The organism is Levilactobacillus muriae (genome assembly GCF_045862015.1).
Taxonomy (GTDB): domain Bacteria; phylum Bacillota; class Bacilli; order Lactobacillales; family Lactobacillaceae; genus Levilactobacillus; species Levilactobacillus muriae.
Map to the genome: position 1 here is coordinate 17,662 of NZ_BAAFRU010000013.1, position 21,500 is coordinate 39,161.

Consider the following 21,500-nt stretch of genomic DNA (forward strand, 5'->3'; position numbering starts at 1 on the left):
CGACATTTTTGCCGGGTGGCCCCATTTCGTTATATTTCGGCAACCCCGACGACTCAGCTTAACGTGGAGATTAGCAACTGGCCGTGAGCGACAACTGAGACGTTCTACGCAAAGTTACTCCGTCCGGAAGCCGCGAAGAAAATTGATCATCTTCCGACCATTTAAGGACAACGCCATCACCGCGAGGATAATCAGCATCCCGCCAAATAAATCGTAACTGGTCAACTGAACGTTGAGAAAGGCCACGGAGAAGACCGTCGCCGCCAGTGGTTCGAAGGCATCCAGTAAGCTGGCCGTTGTCGGTAGGATGTAACCCAGTGCGTGAGCAAACATCAAGAATGGAATCACCGTACCCAGAATGATAATCACCAGGATCAGGACAACCTCCACCCCGGTCACAGTCACATGATCCCGCCAGACCGGCCCGAAGACATTCAGGCAGATACCGGCAACCAATAGGCCCCAACCAGTGACGGAAACGGCCCCAAACTTTGGTAGCAACGGCCGCGGAAGCAAGGTGTTCGTAGCCACACCGATGGCGGACAACCCGCCCCAGAACAGAACGACCGGCGAGATTGCCAGACTATTCAAATGGCCGTGAGTCACAATCAGTAGCGTCCCGAAGAAGGCCATGATCATTCCCAACGCCTCCGGCCGGGTTGGCGTGACGTGTTTAAATAGCAGAAAATAGAGACTAATAATGAACGGCCCAAGAAACTGAATGATGGTCGCAATCGGTGCGTTACCGAACTTCACAGCCTCAAAGTAACAGAGCTGAACCGGCACTAAACCCAGCAAGCCGTAACTGACGACACGTAAGGCCGTGCCCCGCTGACGCCAGATGGCAAACGGCTTCACGCCAGCAAATTGGCCAAAGACCAGTAGAATTAACCCGGCCGAAATCATTCTGACCTGCGTCAGCCACAGGGCCGTGACGTGGGAGTTCAGCATAAATAAACTGCTGGCCGCCACCCCTGAGATCCCCCAGAGGATACACGCCACACTGGCCAAGAGTACCCCGCGCAAATGATGTTGACGGCTCATCGTGGCCACTTCCCGTTAATCATTACATTTAATTTGAACATTCCCTAATCCCTCTTATTCACGTAAAATTAATCGTCCACCGTCCATTATAGCAAAGGGCCTCACGGGACCTCTAAAGAAAATGCGATTACTCACGCGATTATAATTTGGAATCGCTTCATTCTAACATTGCTATTAGAAACCAACCAAAAAGGCCCCCGCCCTCGCGGAAGCCTAGCTGACCCAGCCACGAATAGTGATCAGCATTGACCATGATGGTAGTCGTCCGACATTATCCGTTATATATTTTCGCTGAGCACAAACTCCGGAGGACAAACTTCCCCGTAGCTTTGTCATTTATTGTATGCCATCTCGCGCCATACTCCCCACCAAAGTACCCGGTTAGCTTAGCGAAGAAATTAAAGTCCACCACCACTGTGACCAGCAATTATCCGCTGATCTGATAATTTCACTGACAACTCATTTCGATTACCAGATAAATGGTAGCGTTTGCAATTAATCCGTACAAATTTACCCATCTATGCTACAATGATCGAAAAGACCTGGAGGCTATATCCTATGAAAACCGAAAAAGAAAAATTTATGGCGGGCGAGCCCTACAATATCATGGATCCTGAACTCGCCGCTGAGGAGACCAAGGCACGGCGTCTCTGTAAGATCATGAACGAACTAGATGATACAGCCGCCGCTGAGAAGGAACATGTTATTCGCCAGCTCTTCGGTTCCGTCGGCAAGACGCCATGGGTGCAGCCTAACTTCCGCTGCGACTTCGGCTACAACATCCACGTGGGTGATGCCTTCATGTGTAATTACGATTGTGTCATCTTGGACGTTGCTCCCGTCACCATTGGCGACCACTGTATGATAGCCCCTCATGTTCAGATATACTCTGCTTACCATCCGCTGGACCCAGCCGGACGCGATGCCTTCGTAGGTCTTGGCAAACCGGTGACAATTGGCGACCACGTTTGGATCGGTGGTGGCTCTGTCATCCTACCTGGCGTGACGTTAGGCAACAACGTCGTGGTAGGGGCGAACGCAACGGTCACAAAATCTTTTGGTGATAACGTTGTACTCGCCGGAAGTCCCGCCCGTGTTATCCGGGAAAACGTCCCAACGGAAAACTAAATGCGCGTATACGAAAGGGACTAGCCAATCGGCCAGTCCCTATTTTATTTAATGTCTAAAAGTTGAAGGCCCAAATACTCACTTTACTCTTGCGACCGTAGGAATTGTCACCGTTAAATTAGTGGCAATGGTCGCACTCCGGCTGCCAGGGGGTGATTTCCCCGCTGGCTTAGTAGAAAACCAAGCTTAGAGCCTCGCGACTTTCGAGGCTTCAAGTTGTGTTCGCAGCGATCCAGCCCATATCTACCGGCCGGTAAGGCGCTAGTTGGACAATGTTGCCTAATTTTAGGCCCACTATTGTTGTGACAACAGTCATAATGAGTATTTTAGAACTTTCACCCTTCAGTTAACGTAACAATCGTGCCACATCATCATGATCCACCTGTGACGATCCAATGGGCAGTAGCCGTTTGATCACCCGAGCAGGCACGCCCCCGACTAAGACATTGGCGGGCACATCTTTTGTCACGATGGCCCCGGCAGCGATCACGACATTACTGCCGATGGTGACGCCAGGCATGATGGCCACCTTGCCCCCGATCCACACATCATCGCCAATGGTCACGGGACTAGCCTGTGCCACGTAATTTCGGCGATCGTTCGCCACCAGCGGGTGATTAACCGTATAAATATCCACATTAGGTCCAATCATCACGTTGCGCCCGATGGTCACTGGCGCAATATCCAGGATCGTCAGATTGTAGTTACTCAAGAAATCCTCACCCACATGGATGTTGCGACCATTATCGCAGTTGAACGTTGCCTGTACCGAGACCCGTTCCCCATGGCCGCCTAGAATCTCCTTGATTTTGGCGGTCTGGGCAGCTGGATCGGTTGCCGGAATGTTGTTGAATTCCTGACAGAGCTTAGCCGCCCGTGCCTTTCGTGCGGCCACTGCCTTGTCGAGAAAGTGGTAAGGCTCACCCGCATCCAACTTTTCAATTTCAGTTTTTGCCATTAACCTTCACCTCACCATTAGCTTACCACTTACAGTTAAGTCTAAATCAAAAGGCGTCTGGAAAAATTCCAGACGCCCTTTGATATCTGAACCTATATTGTCGAAACGTGTTCCACAGAGCAACTAGTTCCGCTTAACCCCGATTGCCAACTAATTCAGAATCAGATTTTTCGCAAGCGACGTTAAGGCTCACTAGCTAACCGCCCGATATCTCACCTTTTTAACTAAGCGATCCACCCGAGATAAATCGGAATATCGATCTTACCCTGAGGAGAAATGGTCCCCTTGTAAGTCTGCCCGCGAAGATCAAACGACGCGACCAACTTGAATTTCAAAGTTGTGACTGGCGTAATTGCCTTGCTAGATAACAGCTTACCCGTGGCGCTTCGCGTAATCTTACGGACGGCCTTACCGTTCTCATACTCGTAGATGATGGTCTGGCTGTTCTGCTTCAGCATGACAACCCGCTGAATCTGGTCGTTGGCCGTTGCAATCCCGATCTTGATGTGGCCACTATCATCAAGCGTGGCGACCTTCTTAGTCGCCGTTAAACCACCACGGCTCATCTCGCGCTTCATATTATCCGGGTAAGTCCCCTTAACAACGGCACTGGTCGGCAGCCAGCCAATGGCCTTGCCCTTGGCCGTCTCAAAGTACAAGTAGTGCTTCTTAGTTGTCGTCGTCAGTGACTGCACAGCATAGAGCGTCTTGTAACCATAACTACTGCCAAAGTGACTCGCAGCTGTGATACCCAACGTCTTCGCCGGCATATTCCAGAAATCATGAATGGTCGTTGGCGTCCAATAGGCCGTCTTCTTGAGCGACTTCATCTGACTGATCTGCTGATGAAATTTCAGCTTACTCAGGGCAACGTAGCCCCCGGTAATCTTAGTCATCGCAACCGCAGTGGGTGTCACGACCTGACCGTGTTGCAACTTCGTGGCCGTCACACTGGCCAACCGCACGTAGCGTTTGCCGTTGATGGTCACCACTTTATCCACAGTCCACTGTTTCTTCGTGCTCAGGTTGGTCCCCAAAACCTTACTGTGCGCGTAGGCGGCGCGAGGATAACTGTAAACCTTGGTTCCCTTAGCCTTAAACGTAAATACCCGATGCTGCGGATATGCCGGTAGCGTGACTTTCTTCGCGGCCTGCGCCGTCGTCGTCACTCCCCACAAAGCCAATCCCAGGCTTCCGGCTAAAGCGAACTTCATCCATTTCATGTGTGGTCCTCCTAGTCTGTCCTCAACTTACTCTTCTGAATCAAAAACAGTCAACTCTTAGCTCATTGCCAACCATTTTACTTGAATCTGACTAATAATCAACCAATTGGAATCAGTTTATAGCAAAATAATTTCTAGTCATAACTTTCAACCGATAAGTTAAAGATTCTGACCTTTTTCCCACGCTGTCTTGGAGAGCAATAACCCTTGCTTAACCAAGTCGTTGAATAACGCGTGGGTCCGCTTGGAAACTTCGCCGGCAGTCTCAGCATTACTCTTGGTTAGGAAGGTCGTGGCATCCCCAGTGATGGCAGCATCCATAGCGGCAACTCGCGCCCGACCGTAGGATTGACACCCTTCGCGGAAGGCGTTAACACTCTCCACAAATTCGTGGAAGTGCGGTTCGATCAGGACGGATAAGGTCTTGTTCAACCAGTACACGTTATCCACGGAAACTTCGGTCGTGGTGTTCTTGTAGTCTTCTGGTGTGTCATTGATGTTGGTGAAGAATGGGACGTAAGGCGCGTAAGCGAAGAAACCCATGGCGATCCATTGAATGGCCGCGTGGTCATCGTCAACGTCGTTTCTGATCTGTAAGATTGAGGAGCATTGGTTCCGGTCCATGGCGATTGGCCGGTACTTTCTCTGGTCATTGGCTGAGCCGGACGCAAACGTCCCGAACGGATCATACGGCGTGCCATTATAGTGAGAAGAGAGGAAAAATTCAACATCTTCAATCGCAATCTTCTTGCTGGGTTGGCGAGTAAATGGCATGTCCTGGTCGGTTGGCTGTTGATCCGTAATTTCTGGATTGAACAGCTTCTGACCGTACCAGGTCCGTGGCGTGTTGTAGTAGGCATCGTCTTCACCGTGAGTTCCGAAGATTTCCCGGAAGTTAAACGTCCCTGGCGTTGGATTCAAGTGATATTTAGCCACAAAGTCGACGAGGTCGGTTGCCACTAAGAAGTTATCGCTATCGTTCAAGTTGACCTCTTGCATCAACGTTTGGTTGGGCGCAATGGCGTAGCTGTCTTCAGGCAAACGCATCGCTGCCCAATGATGGCCCCCGGCCGTTTCCAAATACCAAATTTCATTTTTGTCGTTGAAGGCAATACTATTGCTTTCACCAGTCCCGTACTTTTCCAATAGGGCTCCCAAACGTTGGGCACCTTCCTTGGCTGTCTTCACGTACGGCAGAACCAGTGTGATCATGGCTTCTTCATTGATCCCATCATTAACGAGTGGGTCGTAACCCAGAACGCGCGCGTTAGTCGCCGTCGTTTCGGTAGCGCTCATCCCCACGTTAAATTCGTTGATCCCAGCTTCTTCGTATTGACCATCACTTTGATCGGCCTGTGGCGTACCCGTATAGCGGTAAGCGTGGTCGGGCAAGGGTACGTTGACGCCGGTAACGGCCGACGTAAACGCTGCTTGCTTCTGGTCTGCGGCGGGATGCACCACAAACTTGATGGGGTTAATGGGCCCATACCCATCCTCGTTACGCGCTACAATCGTGGAACCATCCATGCTGGCGGCTTTACCCACTAAAATCTCGGTACAATCGGAACTTTTTTTCACAGTGTTCCGCCTCCTTTTCTTACAAGTATAGGATTATCGGGTGCTAAGGGCTAGGCTTTTCGCTAAATTTCACGAAATAACTGTTGATGAACTGGCAGACTGGTGAACTAGCGACTGTTAAGTGGCGCGCCTCCGATTAGAGCAGCAAAAAAAGTGCTACCCCTTCCAACACGTGGAAGGAGTAGCACTTCATGTTTAATTTCATTAGTAAACTTATCGCACAGGATCTGTCTGGCAAAACGGCTTCAAATCAAACCGTCAACACCACTTAAAGCGGCTTAGAAGTTACGCTGTTCGCGCGCCACAGTATGGTTGTCGATGCGATGGCGAATGGCCTTCGCAATTTCGGTAACCACCAGAACCACGAATCCCGCGATGATCGGAATCCACCACCCGTAGAAGAAATTGACGGACGTGGTGTGGAAGACACTCTGCATGGCTGGCCAGTAAATAATTCCGGCCTGCAAGATCAGTAGAATCGCCACGATCACAAAACTCATCTTATTGCGGAAGAAGTACTTCGACAGCACAGGATGGTCATTCTGCAAGTTGAAGAGGTAGAAGACCTTCCCGAAGATGATCACGTTTAACGTCATGGTACTGCCGATTACGGCAGACAACCCCTGGTTTGTTAAGAGATCGTAGGCAAACATCCCCAGCCCGGAAATCAGTAGCGAAACGTAGGTGACTTCGAAGACGTCCAACTTGGAAAGAATCCCGCGCGTCACGTCTCGAGGCCCACGTTTCATAATGCCACTTTCAGCCGGTTCGAAGATGAACGCAAACTGAATGGTCAGGGCAGAAACCATGTTGATCCACAACAATTGGGTTGGGAACAACGGCAACTCTTGATCCATCAGGATACTCAAGACCACGATCAGACCTTCCGCAAAACTCGTGGGTAGGAGGAAGCGAATCGTCTTACGAATATTATCGAAGACGTGCCGGCCTTCCCGCACGGCCCTCAGAATCGACGTGAAGTCATCATCGGCTAAGACCATATCGGCGGAATCCTTGGCAACATCGGTTCCCCGAATTCCCATGGCAACCCCAATGTCGGCCTGCTTCAGTGCAGGTGCATCGTTGACCCCATCACCGGTCATTGAGACCACGTGACCACGTTGCTGTTGGGCCTTAACGATTCGCAGTTTGTCGGCGGGCGTGGTCCGGGCAAACACGGTATACTGGTCAATCCTTTCGGCCAGTTCCGCATCACTCAACTGTGCCAGCTCGGGCCCCGTAATGGCCCGGGCCTTTTCGGACAGGTTCAGCTGTTGCGCAATGGCGGCCGCCGTTTCGGGGTCGTCACCGGTAATCATCTTAACCTTGATCCCAGCGTATCGCAACTGCTTCACGGCATCGCCAACCCCAGGACGTGGCGGATCAATGATACCGGCCATCCCAGCTAGGTGGAAGTTCTGACCCACCGTCACGTCAGCCACATCGGTTACGCCTGTGGCGACCGGTTGATAACCCAAGGCCACCACACGTTTTCCTTGTTGGGTCAATTGAGATAAACGGGTTTGCCAAGCCTGCTGGTCGACGGATTGCCCCTGTTCGCTCATCATCTTCATTAACGTTTGGGGCGCCCCTTTGACCAACAAGACGCGTTGATCCTTATGGTCCACCAACCGCGCAGAATATCGAATAGCAGAGTCGAATGGCAACGAGTCAATCTCTTGCGGATCGGGATCCGTTCCCACCAACTTGTGGTAGAGCGCCGTCAGCGCCCCATCAGTTGGCTCACCCGTCAGGACCCACTGGCCATCTTCCTCATGGAATTCGGCATCAGAGGTCTGACCGGCAATCTGGACCAGCCATTCGAGATCGGCGTCATGCTGCCAGGACACCGTTTGGCCTTCGTCATTTTCAATCTGACCGGTCGCATCGTAGCCAATTCCAGACACAGTATAGGTGTCGGCGGCCGTCAGCACATCGGTCACAGTCATTTCATTTTTCGTCAACGTCCCGGTCTTGTCGGTGTTCACGATGTCGACGGCGCCCAGTGTTTCAACGGCCGGCAACGTCTTGACGATCACATTTTGCTTGGTCATCGCCTGCGTCCCCATGGCTAAGACCACGGACGTACTAGCCGGCAGTCCTTCTGGCATGGACCCCACAACCATCGTAATCACAGCAATCAGTAGAGTTGGTAGGCTGTACACGTGGGTAATCATCCCCAGAATAAAGAGCAACGCGGCCGCCACCAAGATGGCGATCGACAGCCCTAGCCCCAGACTGTTTAAGTTCTTCATCAGCGGTGTCTGCTGTTGCTTAACTTCGGCCACGTTCTGCTGAATATGACCAATCTCAGTTTCCGTCCCGGTCACCGTCACGATTCCACGGCCGGAACCATTGGTCACGGCCGTGGAGGCAAACGCTTGGTTCGACCGTTCGGCCAACGGTAAATCAGTTGCCGCTAAGGGGTCTTCCCCTTTGAGCACGGAGTCGGTTTCACCAGTCAGTGCAGACTCCTGAGTCTTCAGGTTGTCAGCATCGATCAGTCGCAAGTCAGCCGGGACGGTATCCCCAGCTTCAAGTTGCACGATATCGCCGGCAACCAGTTCTCTGGCAGGCAAGGTGATTTTCTGCCCATCCCGAAACACGACGGCTTCGTTGACTAAGAGGGCCTTGATGCGGTCCAGCGCGTTATCCGCAGATTTTTCCTGAAAGTAACCGATAAAGGCGTTCGCGATGATCACCAATCCGATAACGATTGAATCGGAGTAATGGTGCATAAAGAACGTGAGCAAGGCGGCGCCCGCCAGAATATAGATGATACTGTTATTGAACTGCTTTAAGAATCGCAATAAATTGGATTGCTTCTTCGCGGTCAGTTCGTTAGGCCCGTTGGTCCGTAGGCGTTGTTGCGCCTCACCGGTACTCAGGCCATCATCTCTGTTCGTGGCATAATCTGCAAGTAAGGACTCAGTCGTTCGCTGCCATAGCGGCGGCTCCTGACTGGGTCCGGGGTCAGTACTTTCTGCGACTTCAGTCGGTGTTACAGTTGCTTCTGGATCTTTTGCCATATGTTGAGGTTCATCCTTTCTAAGACGAAAAATTTTAACGGTCGGGAATCGGTAGTGCAATATTCCGGTAGTGCAAGACGTCCACCTCCAAATCTAAATTTTTGATTAGTTAAGTTTACCAAGTTTTCATGAAAATTGCATCTCTTTCAGCTGTTTGCAATGTAAATTTAACATATAGGGTGAAAAAGTTGCGGTGATAATTAAAATAGGCCACCGTTCAGTCATTTGCTAAACGGTGGCCTATTGTGTTAGTCCTTAGTGCTCTTGGGTAACCATGGCAAGTCGCCAAATGTTGGCAACTGAAAACTTACCAATACTCTTAATCTTCATTTGAAGTGTCTTTTCAAGGCGATACAACGTTCCCACATCAACCAACGCCTAAACCCTTTTGCTTTGATTCTGCTTTGTCGTTTGCACACTATCCCTCCCATTTCAAGTTGTCATACTATGCAAACCGCAATTTAGCTAATTGAACGCCCTGATTTGAGTCTAACCGTAGTTATTTCTTGTGTAGGCCAATTACCAAAACAGGATATTTTCCATTCCAACCATTTTACTCTAAACTAAGAAACAGTAAATAACGTTAATAAGGAGCTAATATCACATGAAAGCATGGACTATTACTGGCACCGGCCCCCACGACCTTGCCGAACTGGAAATCCAAGAAATTGCTGAACCCGTCCCCGCCACCGGAGAACTTAAGGTTCACGTTCACGCGGTCGGGCTTAATCCCGCCGACTATAAAGTCATCGCTGGTGGCTCTTGGCCGACGCCCCACGTTATTGGAATGGACGCCATGGGAACGGTCGCCGTACTAGGCACCGGCGTTACTGGTTTTGCTGTGGGTGATCGGGTCTTCTACCACGGCGACTTGCGGCGGGCCGGGAGCCTCGCAGAATTCACGGTCACAACTAGTCTCAGCGTCGCTCACGTTCCCGACCAAGTCAGCGATGTACAAGCCGCGGCCAGTCTCTGTGGGGCGCTAACCGCCTACCAAGCCCTTCATCGTAAAGCCAATCTAGCAACGGCCAAAAGTATCCTGATTCACGCCGGTGGTGGCGCAGTCGGTCTAGCAGCCTTGCAGTTCGCCCGTCAACTCGGCCTACAGACAATCACCACCACTTCGGCGCGAAAACGGTCCCTCATCGACCAAATTGGGGCTGACACCATTATTGATTATCATCAAACTGACGTGACTGCGGCGGTTCTCACTGCTACCCAGGGTCGTGGTGTGGATATTAGTCTGAACACTATTGGTGGCGCCGAATTGGCAGCGGACACAGATCGCATGGCCTACAACGGTCAGATCATCGCTATCGGTGACGGCTATCCTGAGCATATTGACTTAGACGAACGCGCTCTGGGTCTAATTCGGTCCGGTCTGGGCGGTGTTTACCGTTCGCAAGACCCCACCGGCATCCACGACCTCGGTGTCATGGCGGCCGCGGTAGCCCAGCAGCTTGCGAACGGCCAGCTGGATCCCATGATTGGCAGCGTTTTGCCCTTTGATCAAGCACGATCCGGGCTACAACGGCTAGAACGTGGCGACCAATTGGGTAAAATTGTCGTGACACTCTAAAGCCTTTATCGCAAGAGACTTTAATCTGAAGGTTGAAAGGCCCAATGCACCTAGAAAGGCCCAGCTAATCGAGATTTAATCCACAAAATTAGTTATAAATTACCACCTGCGGCTGCCAGAGATTTCGGCGTCTGTGGGGACCGCCTCCGGCCTGAGAAACGGTCCTCCGGCTCGGTTTGAAGCCTGCCAAAAGCGGCAGTCTCCAAACACGTCCCACGGTGTAAGCTGGTTCCCAGCTAACACCGTCGACACAGCTACCTGCATCTCTGACCGCCTCCGGTTATGATTTGTTCTTTAACCTGATGTTGCCGTGACAATCGCCGGACTGGCAACGTTAGTCCAAGACGGTTGGTCACGGTCTATGTAGGCGTGAGTGAGCCAAATTTAGGCTCAGCCGTGGGATTTTCCAAGTGAACTAACTTGGAAAATGGCGACTTTGAAACGCGGGTTGGGCGGTTCAAAGCGAGCTGGCAGACCGCTTCTCAGGCTGCCGGCGTCCTACCCACAGCGTCCCAGCCTAAATTTGGTGAACGGTAAGCCGGCTCATTTAGACAACGATGCCTGATTTTAGTCTCAGTATCGTTGTTGCAACAGTCATGATGCGTATTTTAGACCTTTCAACCTTCAGCTTTAATCTTAAAGTACCAGAGCACATCCTAATGAGTGATGGCTCTGGTACTTTTTAACTGATGATTTTAAAGTTAGTTGGCTGCTGGCCAACAACCACGGGGTGTTGTTCGAAATAGGTCATGATTAGTTCGGGTAAATCAACATTCACTTCGCGAGTGATCTTCGTCGCGCTGAACATGGGATAATCACCGCCACCGTTTCCACGATATTGATTAACGGCAACACTGAGCATTTGATCGGGTTGGACCGGAACTCCGTGATAGTCCAACTGCACGACACGCTGACCAATCGGCTGATGTAGATCAAATGTATACGTCAAACCACTGTAAAAGTCATAATTATAGAGCTGAACCTTAGGCGTTGTGAAGGCCGGATTCACGGTAACCTTCCCCTCCGCGTTCAACAACCAGAAGCTAGCACACCGTTCCAAGGCAGCCCGAATATCCTGACCCGAGAGCTGTTCGACTACGAGGGTATTGGGATAACTGTAACTGTTCAGGAGTTGTCGAATCGTGGGTTGAACGCTTAGTCCCCGGACATCATCATTGAAGAGACTAGTTGCGGCAATATCAGTGCCTCCAGCTGCCATTTCTACAGTATTCACGAGCTGGAGATAGGGGTGACCGTGACGTCGCGCGGCCATCGCGTCCGTCACAGTCAGGCTATCACCGCTCAAGCTGCCGATTGGTTGGTCCAACCAGCGCTGGACACGACTTTCAGTCTCATCTGCTAACGTGGCTAGCCAGTCTGCTGGCTGTGCATCGGCCGTGGTCAGTAGGCGGGCGTCGTGGTCAATGATCTGCTTACTCTTATCCAGTACCAGATCGATCATCCCCACCGCAACACCCTTCTCACCGGGTTGCGTCGTGGGTACGCCCCGGTAAATATCCGCTAACTGCCGATGCTGATGACCCGTGATCAAGGCATCAATTCCTGAAACTTCCGTCAAGAGCCGATAGCCCTCATTTTCACCAGTTGCCCGTTCCGTTGGCTTACCCGTAGTTGGATCGGCCTCAAAACCGCCGTGATAGGCGACGACCACAACATCCGCTTGCTGGCGTAACCGAGGAACCCAGTGTTTGGCCGTCGTGACGATGGAATCAAACTGCAACCCCACGATATGCTCGGCCGTCTCCCATACCGGAATATAACTAGTCGTCAATCCTAGAATAGCCACCCGCACCCCCCGACGTTCAATAATGGTATAGGGGGCATCAACGATCCGTTGGGCCTCTCCACCCTCAATGTTGGCGCCTAATAGGGGATAGTCCCGATCGCCCTCGCAGGTTCGTAGGTAATCCAATCCATAATTGAATTCATGATTACCTAAAACGCCGGCATCGTAGTTGAGGGTTGTGGTCAACTGGCTCAAAAGCTCACTCGGTTCCTCTGGATGTTTGGCTAAGTACGTGGTGAGCGGGGAGCCCTGAATCCAGTCCCCATTCTCAATGGTAATCACGATTTCATCTGGCGCCGCATTCTGACGAATCCCATCGATAATGGTTGCCGCCTTGAGCAGGCCCAAGGGTTGATTATCTGCCGCATTCAGGTACTTCGTCGGGTACACATAGCCGTGAACATCGCTAGTCGAGAGAATCTTAACTTTCACCACTAAATCAACCTCTTTCGTAATTGTTCCGACAGGGAGTCAATCAATAGGACCATCAGGACAATCCCCAATAGGATAATACCAACCCGCGGCCAGTTACGCGTTTGAATGGCAAAGATCATGGGTGTCCCGATTCCACCAGCACCGACCATCCCTAAGATCGACGCCGAACGCACGGCAATCTCAAACCGGTAGAGGGTGTAGGAAATAAACTCTGGCATAATCGTCGGCAGCGTCGCCAGTATAAAAATCTGCGAGCTATTTCCCCCAGCACTTGTGATGGCCTCATCGGCACCACGATCCATGTTCTCAATGGCCTCGCTGAACAACTTACCCAGCATCCCAATCGAATGAATGCTGACCGCCAGAACCCCGGCGTACGATCCGGGACCAACTGCCTTGATAAACATAATGGCGAGCACTATCTCGGGAAAGGTTCGAATCAAAGTTAGCACGACCTTACCACTTCCCGATCGGACGTGTAGCCATTCCTTGCCACCACGAGCCGCCCAAAAAGCAAAGGGAACACTGATTAACGACGAGATAATCGTTCCCAAAAAGGCAATTGCCAACGTCTGCAGAATCAAAGACACTAGGTCTTCGCCGCTCCCGTTATAAACGTACGCCCAATCTGGTTGAACCAGGCCGTGCACAATGGAACGGGATACAGCTGCTGCGGATTCTTGCAGACCAGTGAAGTGCAGGCCCGTAATCGCCCAAGTATAGACGATGGCCACAATGACTAGCCATAAGAGCCAGTTCCACCGCCGCCATATTGTCAACGAGGTAGGCTTTTTCGAAATTGTTGTTTGCATATTAGAGTAGCACCCTCCTCAAATGATTGCTGATGCCATCGATGATCATGACCACCACGAGCGTTGCCAGAATAATGACCGCCGTTTGACTATAGTTGAACTCATTGAGTGATCGTTGTAGGAAGACCCCAATTCCGCCAGCACCCAAATACCCCAGCACCGTTGAAGCCCGCACGTTAATTTCCAAAGTATAGAGAAAATAACTCACGAATTGATTCATAATTTGTGGCAAGACCGCATACCAGATAATGGTTAGCTTGTTGGCGCCCACGGATTCTAAAGCTTCCAGTGGGCCCATATCAATCGTCTCAATGACCTCATAGAATAGTTTGGAAACCATTCCAAACGAGAAAATGGCCAACGTCACGACCCCCGCTGTAGATCCAATACCAAAGATTGCGACGAAAATAGCTGCTAAAAGTAGGTCTGGTAGCGTTCGAACGAGATCCAAGATTAAGCGAATGCCCCCTCTGAGCCACCGATTGTGGACCAGATTGCTGGCCGCCAATACGGCAAAGGGGACAGCGAAAGTGGCGCCAATCGTGGTTCCTAAGATCGCCATCTGAATGGTCTCGTATAGGGGATGGATGATGACGGGAAGATAATCCCAGGCTGGTCGTGACATACGCACGAGCAGATCCGTAAATTGTCCCAGGTTATTGAAGAACATGCCCACATCGACACCAGTCATTCGCGATGAAGCCACCAGTAGTGTAAGTATAATGAGCGTCCACCCAATAGGTTTCACGTGCCAGCGTTGTAGCCACGGCCGTCGTGGTACCTGTGTTGTCATCACTCTCACCTCCTAGACTGTCTGGTAGACCTGATTCAGGTCCGCCTCGGTCACAGCCGCAATCGGTTCATCGTAAACCACTTCGCCAGCACGTAACCCAACGATACGATCGGCATAGGTTCGAGCCAACGCCACGGAATGCAGGTTGACAATAACCGTAATGCCATCCTCTTGATTCAACCGTTTGAGGATGTCCATGACCGTCTTGGTCGTTAGTGGATCCAACGAAGCGATCGGTTCATCGGCCAAAATAATCTTGGGGTCCTGCATCAGTGTCCGAGCAATCGCGACCCGTTGTTGTTGGCCACCTGACAGTTCATCGGCTCGTGCATATAATTTTTCTGCCAAACTGACCCGCTGTAGAGCCTGCACGGCCTTTTGCTTATCTGTGGTGCTAAAGAAACCTAGGATGCTCTTCCAGGTCGGATAGTAACTGACCCGGCCTGAGAGGACATTCTTGGCCACGCTCGACCGCTTCACTAAGTTGAAATTCTGGAAAATCATGCCGATCTTTCGACGAAGTAACCGTAGCGACCGCCCCTTATAGGCCTTAATCGACTCGCCATCGATTCGAATATCACCGGATGTAATCTCATGCATCCGATTGATGGTCCGGAGCAAGGTACTCTTCCCCGCTCCAGATAGGCCAACAATCACTAAGAATTCACCTTGCGAAATCTCAAAGTTAATGTTCTTCAAACCAACTGTACCGTTACTGTAGACCTTATTGACGTTCTTAAATGAAATAATGGGTGTCTTGTCCATCCGTCTGGTTCCCCCTATGTAAAAGAGCAGCGAAGGCGCCGATACTATCGCTCCCCTGCTGCTCTTGCCGTCATTACATCAATACCATTTTACTTGTCGAGGGCCTTAGCCTTCTTGTCGTATTGACGAATAATATTAAAGTTACTGTCCTTGGCATCCGTGTAACCTTCATGCGAGTAAACGCTGGAAATGATGGCGTGACCCTTCTTAGTCTTCGCAATCTGTTTGAAGGCTGTCGCAATCTTCTTTTGCCACTTGCCAGTCATGTCACCACGAACGGTAATGGTGTCGTTTGGAATCTTCCCTGTGGTGTAGATTGGAACGACCTTACTCATGATATCCTTCTCGTCCTTCTTCACCAGGTTCCGCGCGCCTTGGAAGACAAAGGCAGCATCCGTGTTCTTGTTGTAGACGGATAAGACCCCTTGATCATGTCCCTTAACCGTGACCGTTTGAATACCATCCTTGTTGATGTTGACACCCTGATCCAACATTTCGACTGCTGGATAGATCCAGCCGGCTGTGGACGTCGTGTCTTGAACAGCAATTTTCTTGCCCTTCAAGTCCTTAACAGACTTGATACCGCTATCCTTACGTACCAGGATCTGAGAACGGTAATAGTCCACCAGCTTGGTCGTGGCCTTGTCCCCGGGTTCCGCTACCCCATAGCGTTGCGCTTGCAGCAAGACTTTGTCATGGTATTGCTTATGAGCCAAAACGTAGGCGTCAGGTGGCAGGAAGCCCACGTCAACCTTCTTGGACCCCATTGCTTCAACGATTGTATTGTAATCGGTCGAAACGCTGACCGTCACTGGAATCCCCAACTGCTTCTTCAGCAACCCTTCCAGTGGCTTGGCCTTAGCTTCAATCGTCCCCGCATTGGATGATGGTACGAATTCCACCGTCAATTTCTTAGGGGCGTATCCCTTCGATCCAGACGTGGATGCCGTGGTCTTCCCACAGCCCGCCAACGTCGCTGGTAAGATCAGTAACGCGGTGAAAACTAAGAGCCATTTTACCTTTTTGCTCAAGTGCATCTAGCTCACTCCTCAGTTATGTAGTAGTCCTCTTTGACCACCCCCAATACTAGCAGAAACCCGAACTTTTACAATTGTTTTCTGAAAATATGACGGATTATAAATATAATAATGGTGAAAGGTCGCCCTATTTTCAATAAGTAAACCGTAAAACCTGAACTATATATTTATTTTTAAATAAAAGTATCTTGTTAGCGAATTTAATGAGTCGGCCAACCACCCGTCAGCGGAATCACCCGTGTCGCTAATTATCATGACCAACAAAAAAAGTTGATCACACCTTACCAGTGCAACCAACTGCGTTATGTGTCTAAAATTTAGCCCTGTGTCCCATTGTGCTCATGGTTCTTGGCCGTATCGCTCATCGCATTTAATTTAGCCATATCCCCCGCATCAATTGAGAAGTCTAACTGTGCATTGGCCGCAATGTGGGCCGGACTCGTCGCCTTAGGCAGTGGCAATACGCCATTCTCTAAGACAAAGCGTAGGGCCAGCTGTGCCACCGAAACGTGGTATTTATTGGCCATTTCTTGAATCGCTACATTTCCCAGCATATCCCCAGTTGCCAATGGGGAATAAGCCTCCACCAACATATCGTGGTCCTGCGCAAACTTCGTGATCTTGGGTTCCGTGTAGCCAACGTAATACTGAATCTGATCGACCATCGGCGCAACCTCAGCATGCGTTAAAATATTCTGCAAATCATGGCTGTTGAAGTTCGATACCCCGATAGCTTTCGCCTTGCCACTAGTGTAAATCTTCTCCATCGCGCGCCAAACATCCCGATTACCGGCGTCACAATCCTTGCCGATCTCGTCCCATGGCCACGGTGCGTGAATCAAGTAGAGGTCAACGTAACCAATGTCTAGGTTCGTCATGGTCGTGTCAAAAGCATCCAGCGCCCCTTGATAGGTTTTAACTTTGGCCGGCAACTTCGTCGTCACAAAAATTTCCTCTCGTGGAATCCCAGAGTCGCGAATGGCCTTACCAACACTAGACTCGTTGGCATAGGCCTTCGCCGTGTCGATGTGCCGGTAACCGGCTTTCAGCGCATTAGCCACCGCGTTATAGGCCGTATCGCCACCAGGAATCTGCCAAGTGCCAAATCCAACCTGCGGAATCTGCGTCCCGTTAGCCAAACTAAACGTATCCGTTAAAACTGACATATTTGACCCTCCAATTTATTCAGTAACTGGGATAAGTATACGCTTCCTTTACACTTGCAAGGTCAAATTTGCTTTTGGACTTGTTCGGAATTTCATTCAGATTTCACGCAAATTTCGTTTCCGTGAATTTGTAATATTACAAATCACGAGAATTGCCCAAAACCCTTGATTTCTTTGTTATTATAAAGATGTCGTAAAACAATTGCTTAACAACCAGACGACAAACTAAAGCTTTTTTGGTAACAATTGTTAAGGTACCCGGAAAATGCCTTAGGAATTGATTGTCCAAATTGAATATTAGCCTCATTGAATCAGACTAAATCCCAGTTCGATTCAATGAGGTTAATTTTTTTACACTTTTTTAGCCAGTAGACAGTTAACCCCAATTCCCTTATATGGATACACATCCACTGAACCACCCGAAAACTTGCTGGCGCTTCTAATCTATGGGCGATGCCAGCACGAGTTGATTCAACCAACTTACTTCCAGCGACCCTCCATCTCTAAAAAGCCCATTCAGACCGAGATGCATACTTATTCATGATAGTCTTCCTTGTTGCCCGTCAACGTATCTGCTAATTGCTGTAGGACCCGTACCAATTCAGCACGGTCCGTATTAGAATAGCCCGCTAATTTTTCGCGTAATGCTGCCTCCCGAGCGAGCTTTATTTGTATTAATCCCCGTTGTCCCTGCGACGTTAACGTCACTTGTCGAACCCGTTGATCCCGACGTTCCGCCTCCGCTAGCCAGCCAGCCGTCATTAACTTATCGACCTGCCGACTGATGGACGAGTGATTCCGACCAATCTGATCGGCTAATTCGCCAATACTAATCCCCGGCTGACGACCGACACGCACCACAATGGGAAGTGCCGCCGATTCTAACGGAACATCGGCCTGTCGGAGTAAATGACGATCCTGCTGTGGTTGATTAAAAAACGTCACGATTTCAAATAGTGCTTCAAAAATTTCATTATCCATACTTGCTAGTATACCAGAAAGCTGTTAAGATGTGTGCATAGTGCACGGATAATTTTAAAACTTAAGGAGATTTTTGACACATGACATCTAAAATCGGCATCATTATTGGCTCCACCCGTCCATCTCGTATCAGCCCCGACATCGCAAAGTGGCTTCAAAAGACCGTTGCGCAACCAAATCTCACCGTTGACCTCATTGACTTGGCCGAAGTTAACCTGCCTTTTCTTGATGAAGTGGCACAGCCTTCGACAGGCGTCTATCATGAAGCACATACGCAACGCTGGAGCCAACTGATTCAAGGCTACGACGGCTTTATCCTGCTTTTTCCACAATATAACTGGGGCTACCCCGCACCACTGAAGAATGCGTTGGACTATCTCTACAAAGAATGGGCCGGTAAACCTGTTAGCATGGTCTCCTACGGCGGTCACGGTGGTTTTCAAGCTGCACAGGGCGTCAACCTCATCATTCGTGGGCTCAAGATGCAGCCCCTGAATAATAACCTCCAGATCAGCCTACATCGCACCGACATGGATGATCAAGGTCACTTCATTGATGCTGATCAGGCGCTTGCACCCTATACATTTAACGCCCAACAATTGGGTGCTGAATTTCAAAATTTACTCACCAAATAAATCGTTCGTTGAGTCCGGGACAAAACCCCAGACTCTTTTTTGCTCTCCAAAGCTATATTGCTGAAACGTGAGACAGAAGGCAGCTGACTCCGCTTAAAACTGATAGTCGAACAATCCAAACCCGAGATTATCCGACTATCAGCCTTAATGCTCGTCAGCTAACCGCCTTTTATCGCACTCTCTTCTCTTTGGATTGCTGTCAGGCTATCAACCGCCGCTAAAACGGCGCTGGCATTATCACTGATTGGTTGCCATCCCAATAGTGTTCGCGCCTTTTGATTACTAACGTTGTGACCCAAGCGCAGCGTCAAATCAGCTTCTCGAATGGTCTTATTCAATGGTGCCAACGCATGAATAAGAACCGCCGGCAAAAGATGGCGTGGCAAATGTTGCGCCACCGCTGGTCGTTGCTTTCTAATCAGGGCGATCATCTCCCGCATCGAAATCGCACCGTCTTCCACCGCTAAGAATCGCTGTCCGCTGGCTGCCGCGGTCGTCATTGCGCGTACGTGAATATCGGCCACATCTCGAACATCGGCCACATTAAAGACCAAGTTAGGTGAAACCTTGCCAGTCAACAAGCGTTGGACAATCCCAAAGCTTCCGGTGACGTGGGCGCCCAGTGCGGGTCCCAGCATGGCCCCTGCGTTGACCGTGACAAATTCCAAGGTAGAATGTGTTTCCGCCAAATACGCCCACGCGTGCTTTTCAGCCAATAATTTGGATTGCTCATAGGCGGAAAGCCCACTTTGCGCAGGATCCGTCCAATCGGCTTCGGTGATGACGTGTTGCGGATCAAAGCTACTGAATCCCACGGCACCCAAGTTAGCCGTCATCACGACTCGTTTAACCCCAGCAGTCTCAGCGGCTTTAATAATCCGCAGTGTGCCCTGATCCGCTGAGTTGGCGACCGTTGCGGACACGGGGCCATCGTTCACAAAGACTGGTGCTGCCACACTCATCACACCTGTCACGTTTTGCATGGCAGCCGCCCACCCGGTATCCTGCGACAAGTCAGCCTGTACAAAAGTCAGCCGTTCTAAATTGGGCGTTTGTGTCGCTGCAAGGGTCTCACGAACCCCGGCTGCCTTGGTCAGTGATCGTAACGTGGCACACACGGCATATCCCTGTTCTAACAATTTTTGAATAATATGGCTGGCCAAAAAGCCATCTCCACCCGTTACTAAAATTTGTGTTGTCATTAAATTCTCTCCAATCGTTTGTCATTTCATCACGAATTCGTTAATATGGTCACTATAAACCCTAGACTTAACTCTAGGGCAACCCATGGGAGTGATTTTTTGACTTATACGATCAAGGAAGTTTCTGCCAAAACAAATCTATCCATTTACACGCTGCGGTTCTATGACAAACAGGGACTTCTGCCATTCGTCTGCCGTAATCAATCTGGCTACCGCGAATTCACCGATGGTGACCTCCACCTGCTGAATACCATCTGCTGTCTCAAGAATACTGGTATGTCAATTGCCGATATTCGTCAGTACATTGCCTACGTCATGCAGGGACCAGCTTCAATTGCTCAGCGAAAGGACCTACTGCACGCGCATCGTGAGGCGATCATGCGTAAACAGGCGACCATCCAAGCCAACCTCAAAGAGATCGACATGAAACTCGACCTCTATGCTGCCCCCAATGCCGTCGATCTTGTCAACCAAGAGCTAACCGTCGCGCAGGCTGAAAAGGTTGCTAGTGGCTTACCCAATCCCTTCGCAACCATTTAAGAAGCCAATAAGTGCCCCGTTCTTTCACCGGAACGGGGCGCTTGTTTTAATTGGAAATCTGTTGTTTTACCTGCATCATCGTCACAAAGTCATCCGTAAAGATTCCGGCAACCTGTTGTCTCATAAGATCCACGGCCACGGTCGGATTATCAACCGTCCAGATGCGTTCGGTGATGGGCAGGCCTGATTGAAAGTGACTCAGGTGTAAGCCACTCAGATGCTCTTTGGCCACCAGCGTTGCCGGCTGTATCACTGGTTTATCGGTCAACCAACAATAACTCTCGTCGGGGGCGATTCGCTGACAAGTCTTCAATGTTGGTAAGTGAAATGATGAGAAAATCACAGCGTGTCGCAGAGGGGTCGCATGGACCATTCGCATGACGATAGCTTCGATGCCTGAATATTGAATCTTATCGGTCTTTAACTCCAAGTTGAGTTGGACGTCACGGTCGGTAACCAGTGCTAAAAATTCCGCCAATGACGGAATTGGCTCCTGATTGGCTAGTCGAAAATATCGTAGTTGCGCGTAGGTATAACTCTCAATCAAACCACTACCATCCGTGGTTCGGTCGATCCGCTCGTCATGCATAATCACTGGCACCCGATCCTTCGTCAAATGCACATCAAATTCCAAGCCTTCGATGCCATGATCCAAGGCATAGCTGAATCCCGCCAGTGAATTCTCCGGAAAATGCGCCGGATATCCCCGGTGGCCAAATACAGTCGTTGTCATCGTCACCAGTCACTCCCTACTTCAGTCTGATTTACTGCCATTAGGATACCTCTTA

The 21,500-nt window shown here is 50.2% G+C and carries 18 protein-coding genes; 4 read left to right on the forward strand and 14 right to left on the reverse strand.

What is annotated here, in order from left to right; translation table 11 throughout:
- Nucleotides 1-114 precede the first annotated feature (114 nt).
- A complete protein-coding gene (locus ACKTSF_RS10020) occupies nt 115-1,044 on the reverse strand; it encodes a DMT family transporter (protein WP_407889050.1) in 930 nt (309 codons plus the stop codon).
- Between the two features lie 558 nt (nt 1,045-1,602).
- Between ACKTSF_RS10020 and ACKTSF_RS10025 the strand changes: the two genes are divergently transcribed.
- Nucleotides 1,603-2,172 (forward strand): sugar O-acetyltransferase, encoded by a 570-nt coding sequence (locus tag ACKTSF_RS10025; protein WP_407889052.1) that lies wholly within the window; start codon nt 1,603-1,605, stop codon nt 2,170-2,172.
- A 346-nt stretch (nt 2,173-2,518) separates the two neighbouring features.
- On the opposite strand, the gene ACKTSF_RS10030 is transcribed toward ACKTSF_RS10025, so the two are convergent.
- From ACKTSF_RS10030 to ACKTSF_RS10045, 4 genes are all read right to left on the reverse strand, one after another.
- Nucleotides 2,519-3,130, reverse strand: coding sequence for a sugar O-acetyltransferase (locus tag ACKTSF_RS10030; RefSeq protein ID WP_407889054.1), 612 nt, complete (start codon nt 3,128-3,130; stop codon nt 2,519-2,521).
- Nucleotides 3,131-3,354: 224 nt separating this feature from the next.
- Complete coding sequence (locus ACKTSF_RS10035) at nt 3,355-4,353, reverse strand: GW dipeptide domain-containing protein (protein WP_407889056.1); 999 nt, start codon at nt 4,351-4,353, stop codon at nt 3,355-3,357.
- Between the two features lie 159 nt (nt 4,354-4,512).
- Nucleotides 4,513-5,931, reverse strand: a complete 1,419-nt coding sequence (locus ACKTSF_RS10040; RefSeq protein WP_407889058.1) for a C69 family dipeptidase — start codon at nt 5,929-5,931, stop codon at nt 4,513-4,515.
- Nucleotides 5,932-6,209: 278 nt separating this feature from the next.
- A complete protein-coding gene (locus ACKTSF_RS10045) occupies nt 6,210-8,960 on the reverse strand; it encodes an HAD-IC family P-type ATPase (RefSeq protein ID WP_407889060.1) in 2,751 nt (916 codons plus the stop codon).
- Nucleotides 8,961-9,564: 604 nt separating this feature from the next.
- Between ACKTSF_RS10045 and ACKTSF_RS10050 the strand changes: the two genes are divergently transcribed.
- Entirely contained in the window at nt 9,565-10,539 is a 975-nt protein-coding gene (locus ACKTSF_RS10050; RefSeq protein ID WP_407889062.1) for a zinc-binding dehydrogenase, read from the forward strand.
- 682 nt (nt 10,540-11,221) lie between these two features.
- On the opposite strand, the gene ACKTSF_RS10055 is transcribed toward ACKTSF_RS10050, so the two are convergent.
- From ACKTSF_RS10055 to ACKTSF_RS10085, 7 genes are all read right to left on the reverse strand, one after another.
- Complete coding sequence (locus ACKTSF_RS10055) at nt 11,222-12,778, reverse strand: bifunctional metallophosphatase/5'-nucleotidase (protein WP_407889149.1); 1,557 nt, start codon at nt 12,776-12,778, stop codon at nt 11,222-11,224.
- Between the two features lie 2 nt (nt 12,779-12,780).
- The gene (phnE, locus tag ACKTSF_RS10060) at nt 12,781-13,593 is read right to left on the reverse strand and encodes a phosphonate ABC transporter, permease protein PhnE (protein ID WP_407889063.1); all 813 of its coding nucleotides are present in this window, start codon (nt 13,591-13,593) and stop codon (nt 12,781-12,783) included.
- Between the two features lies 1 nt (nt 13,594).
- Nucleotides 13,595-14,386, reverse strand: a complete 792-nt coding sequence (phnE, locus tag ACKTSF_RS10065; RefSeq protein ID WP_407889065.1) for a phosphonate ABC transporter, permease protein PhnE — start codon at nt 14,384-14,386, stop codon at nt 13,595-13,597.
- A gap of 12 nt (nt 14,387-14,398) precedes the next feature.
- Nucleotides 14,399-15,151 carry a phosphonate ABC transporter ATP-binding protein gene (gene phnC / locus ACKTSF_RS10070; RefSeq protein WP_407889067.1) on the reverse strand — a complete coding sequence of 251 codons (753 nt, stop codon included), beginning with the start codon at nt 15,149-15,151 and terminating at the stop codon, nt 14,399-14,401.
- A gap of 89 nt (nt 15,152-15,240) precedes the next feature.
- Nucleotides 15,241-16,188: a phosphate/phosphite/phosphonate ABC transporter substrate-binding protein gene (locus tag ACKTSF_RS10075; protein ID WP_407889069.1), complete on the reverse strand. Its 948-nt coding sequence runs from the start codon at nt 16,186-16,188 to the stop codon at nt 15,241-15,243.
- Between the two features lie 317 nt (nt 16,189-16,505).
- On the reverse strand, nt 16,506-17,354 hold the full coding sequence (locus tag ACKTSF_RS10080) for an aldo/keto reductase (protein ID WP_407889070.1): 849 nt from the start codon (nt 17,352-17,354) through the stop codon (nt 16,506-16,508).
- 534 nt (nt 17,355-17,888) lie between these two features.
- Entirely contained in the window at nt 17,889-18,335 is a 447-nt protein-coding gene (locus ACKTSF_RS10085) for a MarR family winged helix-turn-helix transcriptional regulator (protein ID WP_407889072.1), read from the reverse strand.
- A gap of 80 nt (nt 18,336-18,415) precedes the next feature.
- Between ACKTSF_RS10085 and ACKTSF_RS10090 the strand changes: the two genes are divergently transcribed.
- Entirely contained in the window at nt 18,416-18,970 is a 555-nt protein-coding gene (locus ACKTSF_RS10090) for an NADPH-dependent FMN reductase (RefSeq protein WP_407889074.1), read from the forward strand.
- Between the two features lie 158 nt (nt 18,971-19,128).
- On the opposite strand, the gene ACKTSF_RS10095 is transcribed toward ACKTSF_RS10090, so the two are convergent.
- Nucleotides 19,129-20,172, reverse strand: coding sequence for an NAD-dependent epimerase/dehydratase family protein (locus ACKTSF_RS10095; protein WP_407889076.1), 1,044 nt, complete (start codon nt 20,170-20,172; stop codon nt 19,129-19,131).
- A gap of 99 nt (nt 20,173-20,271) precedes the next feature.
- On the opposite strand from ACKTSF_RS10095, the gene ACKTSF_RS10100 reads away from it, so the two are divergent.
- Nucleotides 20,272-20,712: a MerR family transcriptional regulator gene (locus ACKTSF_RS10100; RefSeq protein ID WP_407889078.1), complete on the forward strand. Its 441-nt coding sequence runs from the start codon at nt 20,272-20,274 to the stop codon at nt 20,710-20,712.
- Between the two features lie 46 nt (nt 20,713-20,758).
- On the opposite strand, the gene ACKTSF_RS10105 is transcribed toward ACKTSF_RS10100, so the two are convergent.
- Nucleotides 20,759-21,445, reverse strand: a complete 687-nt coding sequence (locus ACKTSF_RS10105) for a glycerophosphodiester phosphodiesterase family protein (RefSeq protein WP_407889080.1) — start codon at nt 21,443-21,445, stop codon at nt 20,759-20,761.
- Between the last annotated feature and the right edge of the window lie 55 nt (nt 21,446-21,500).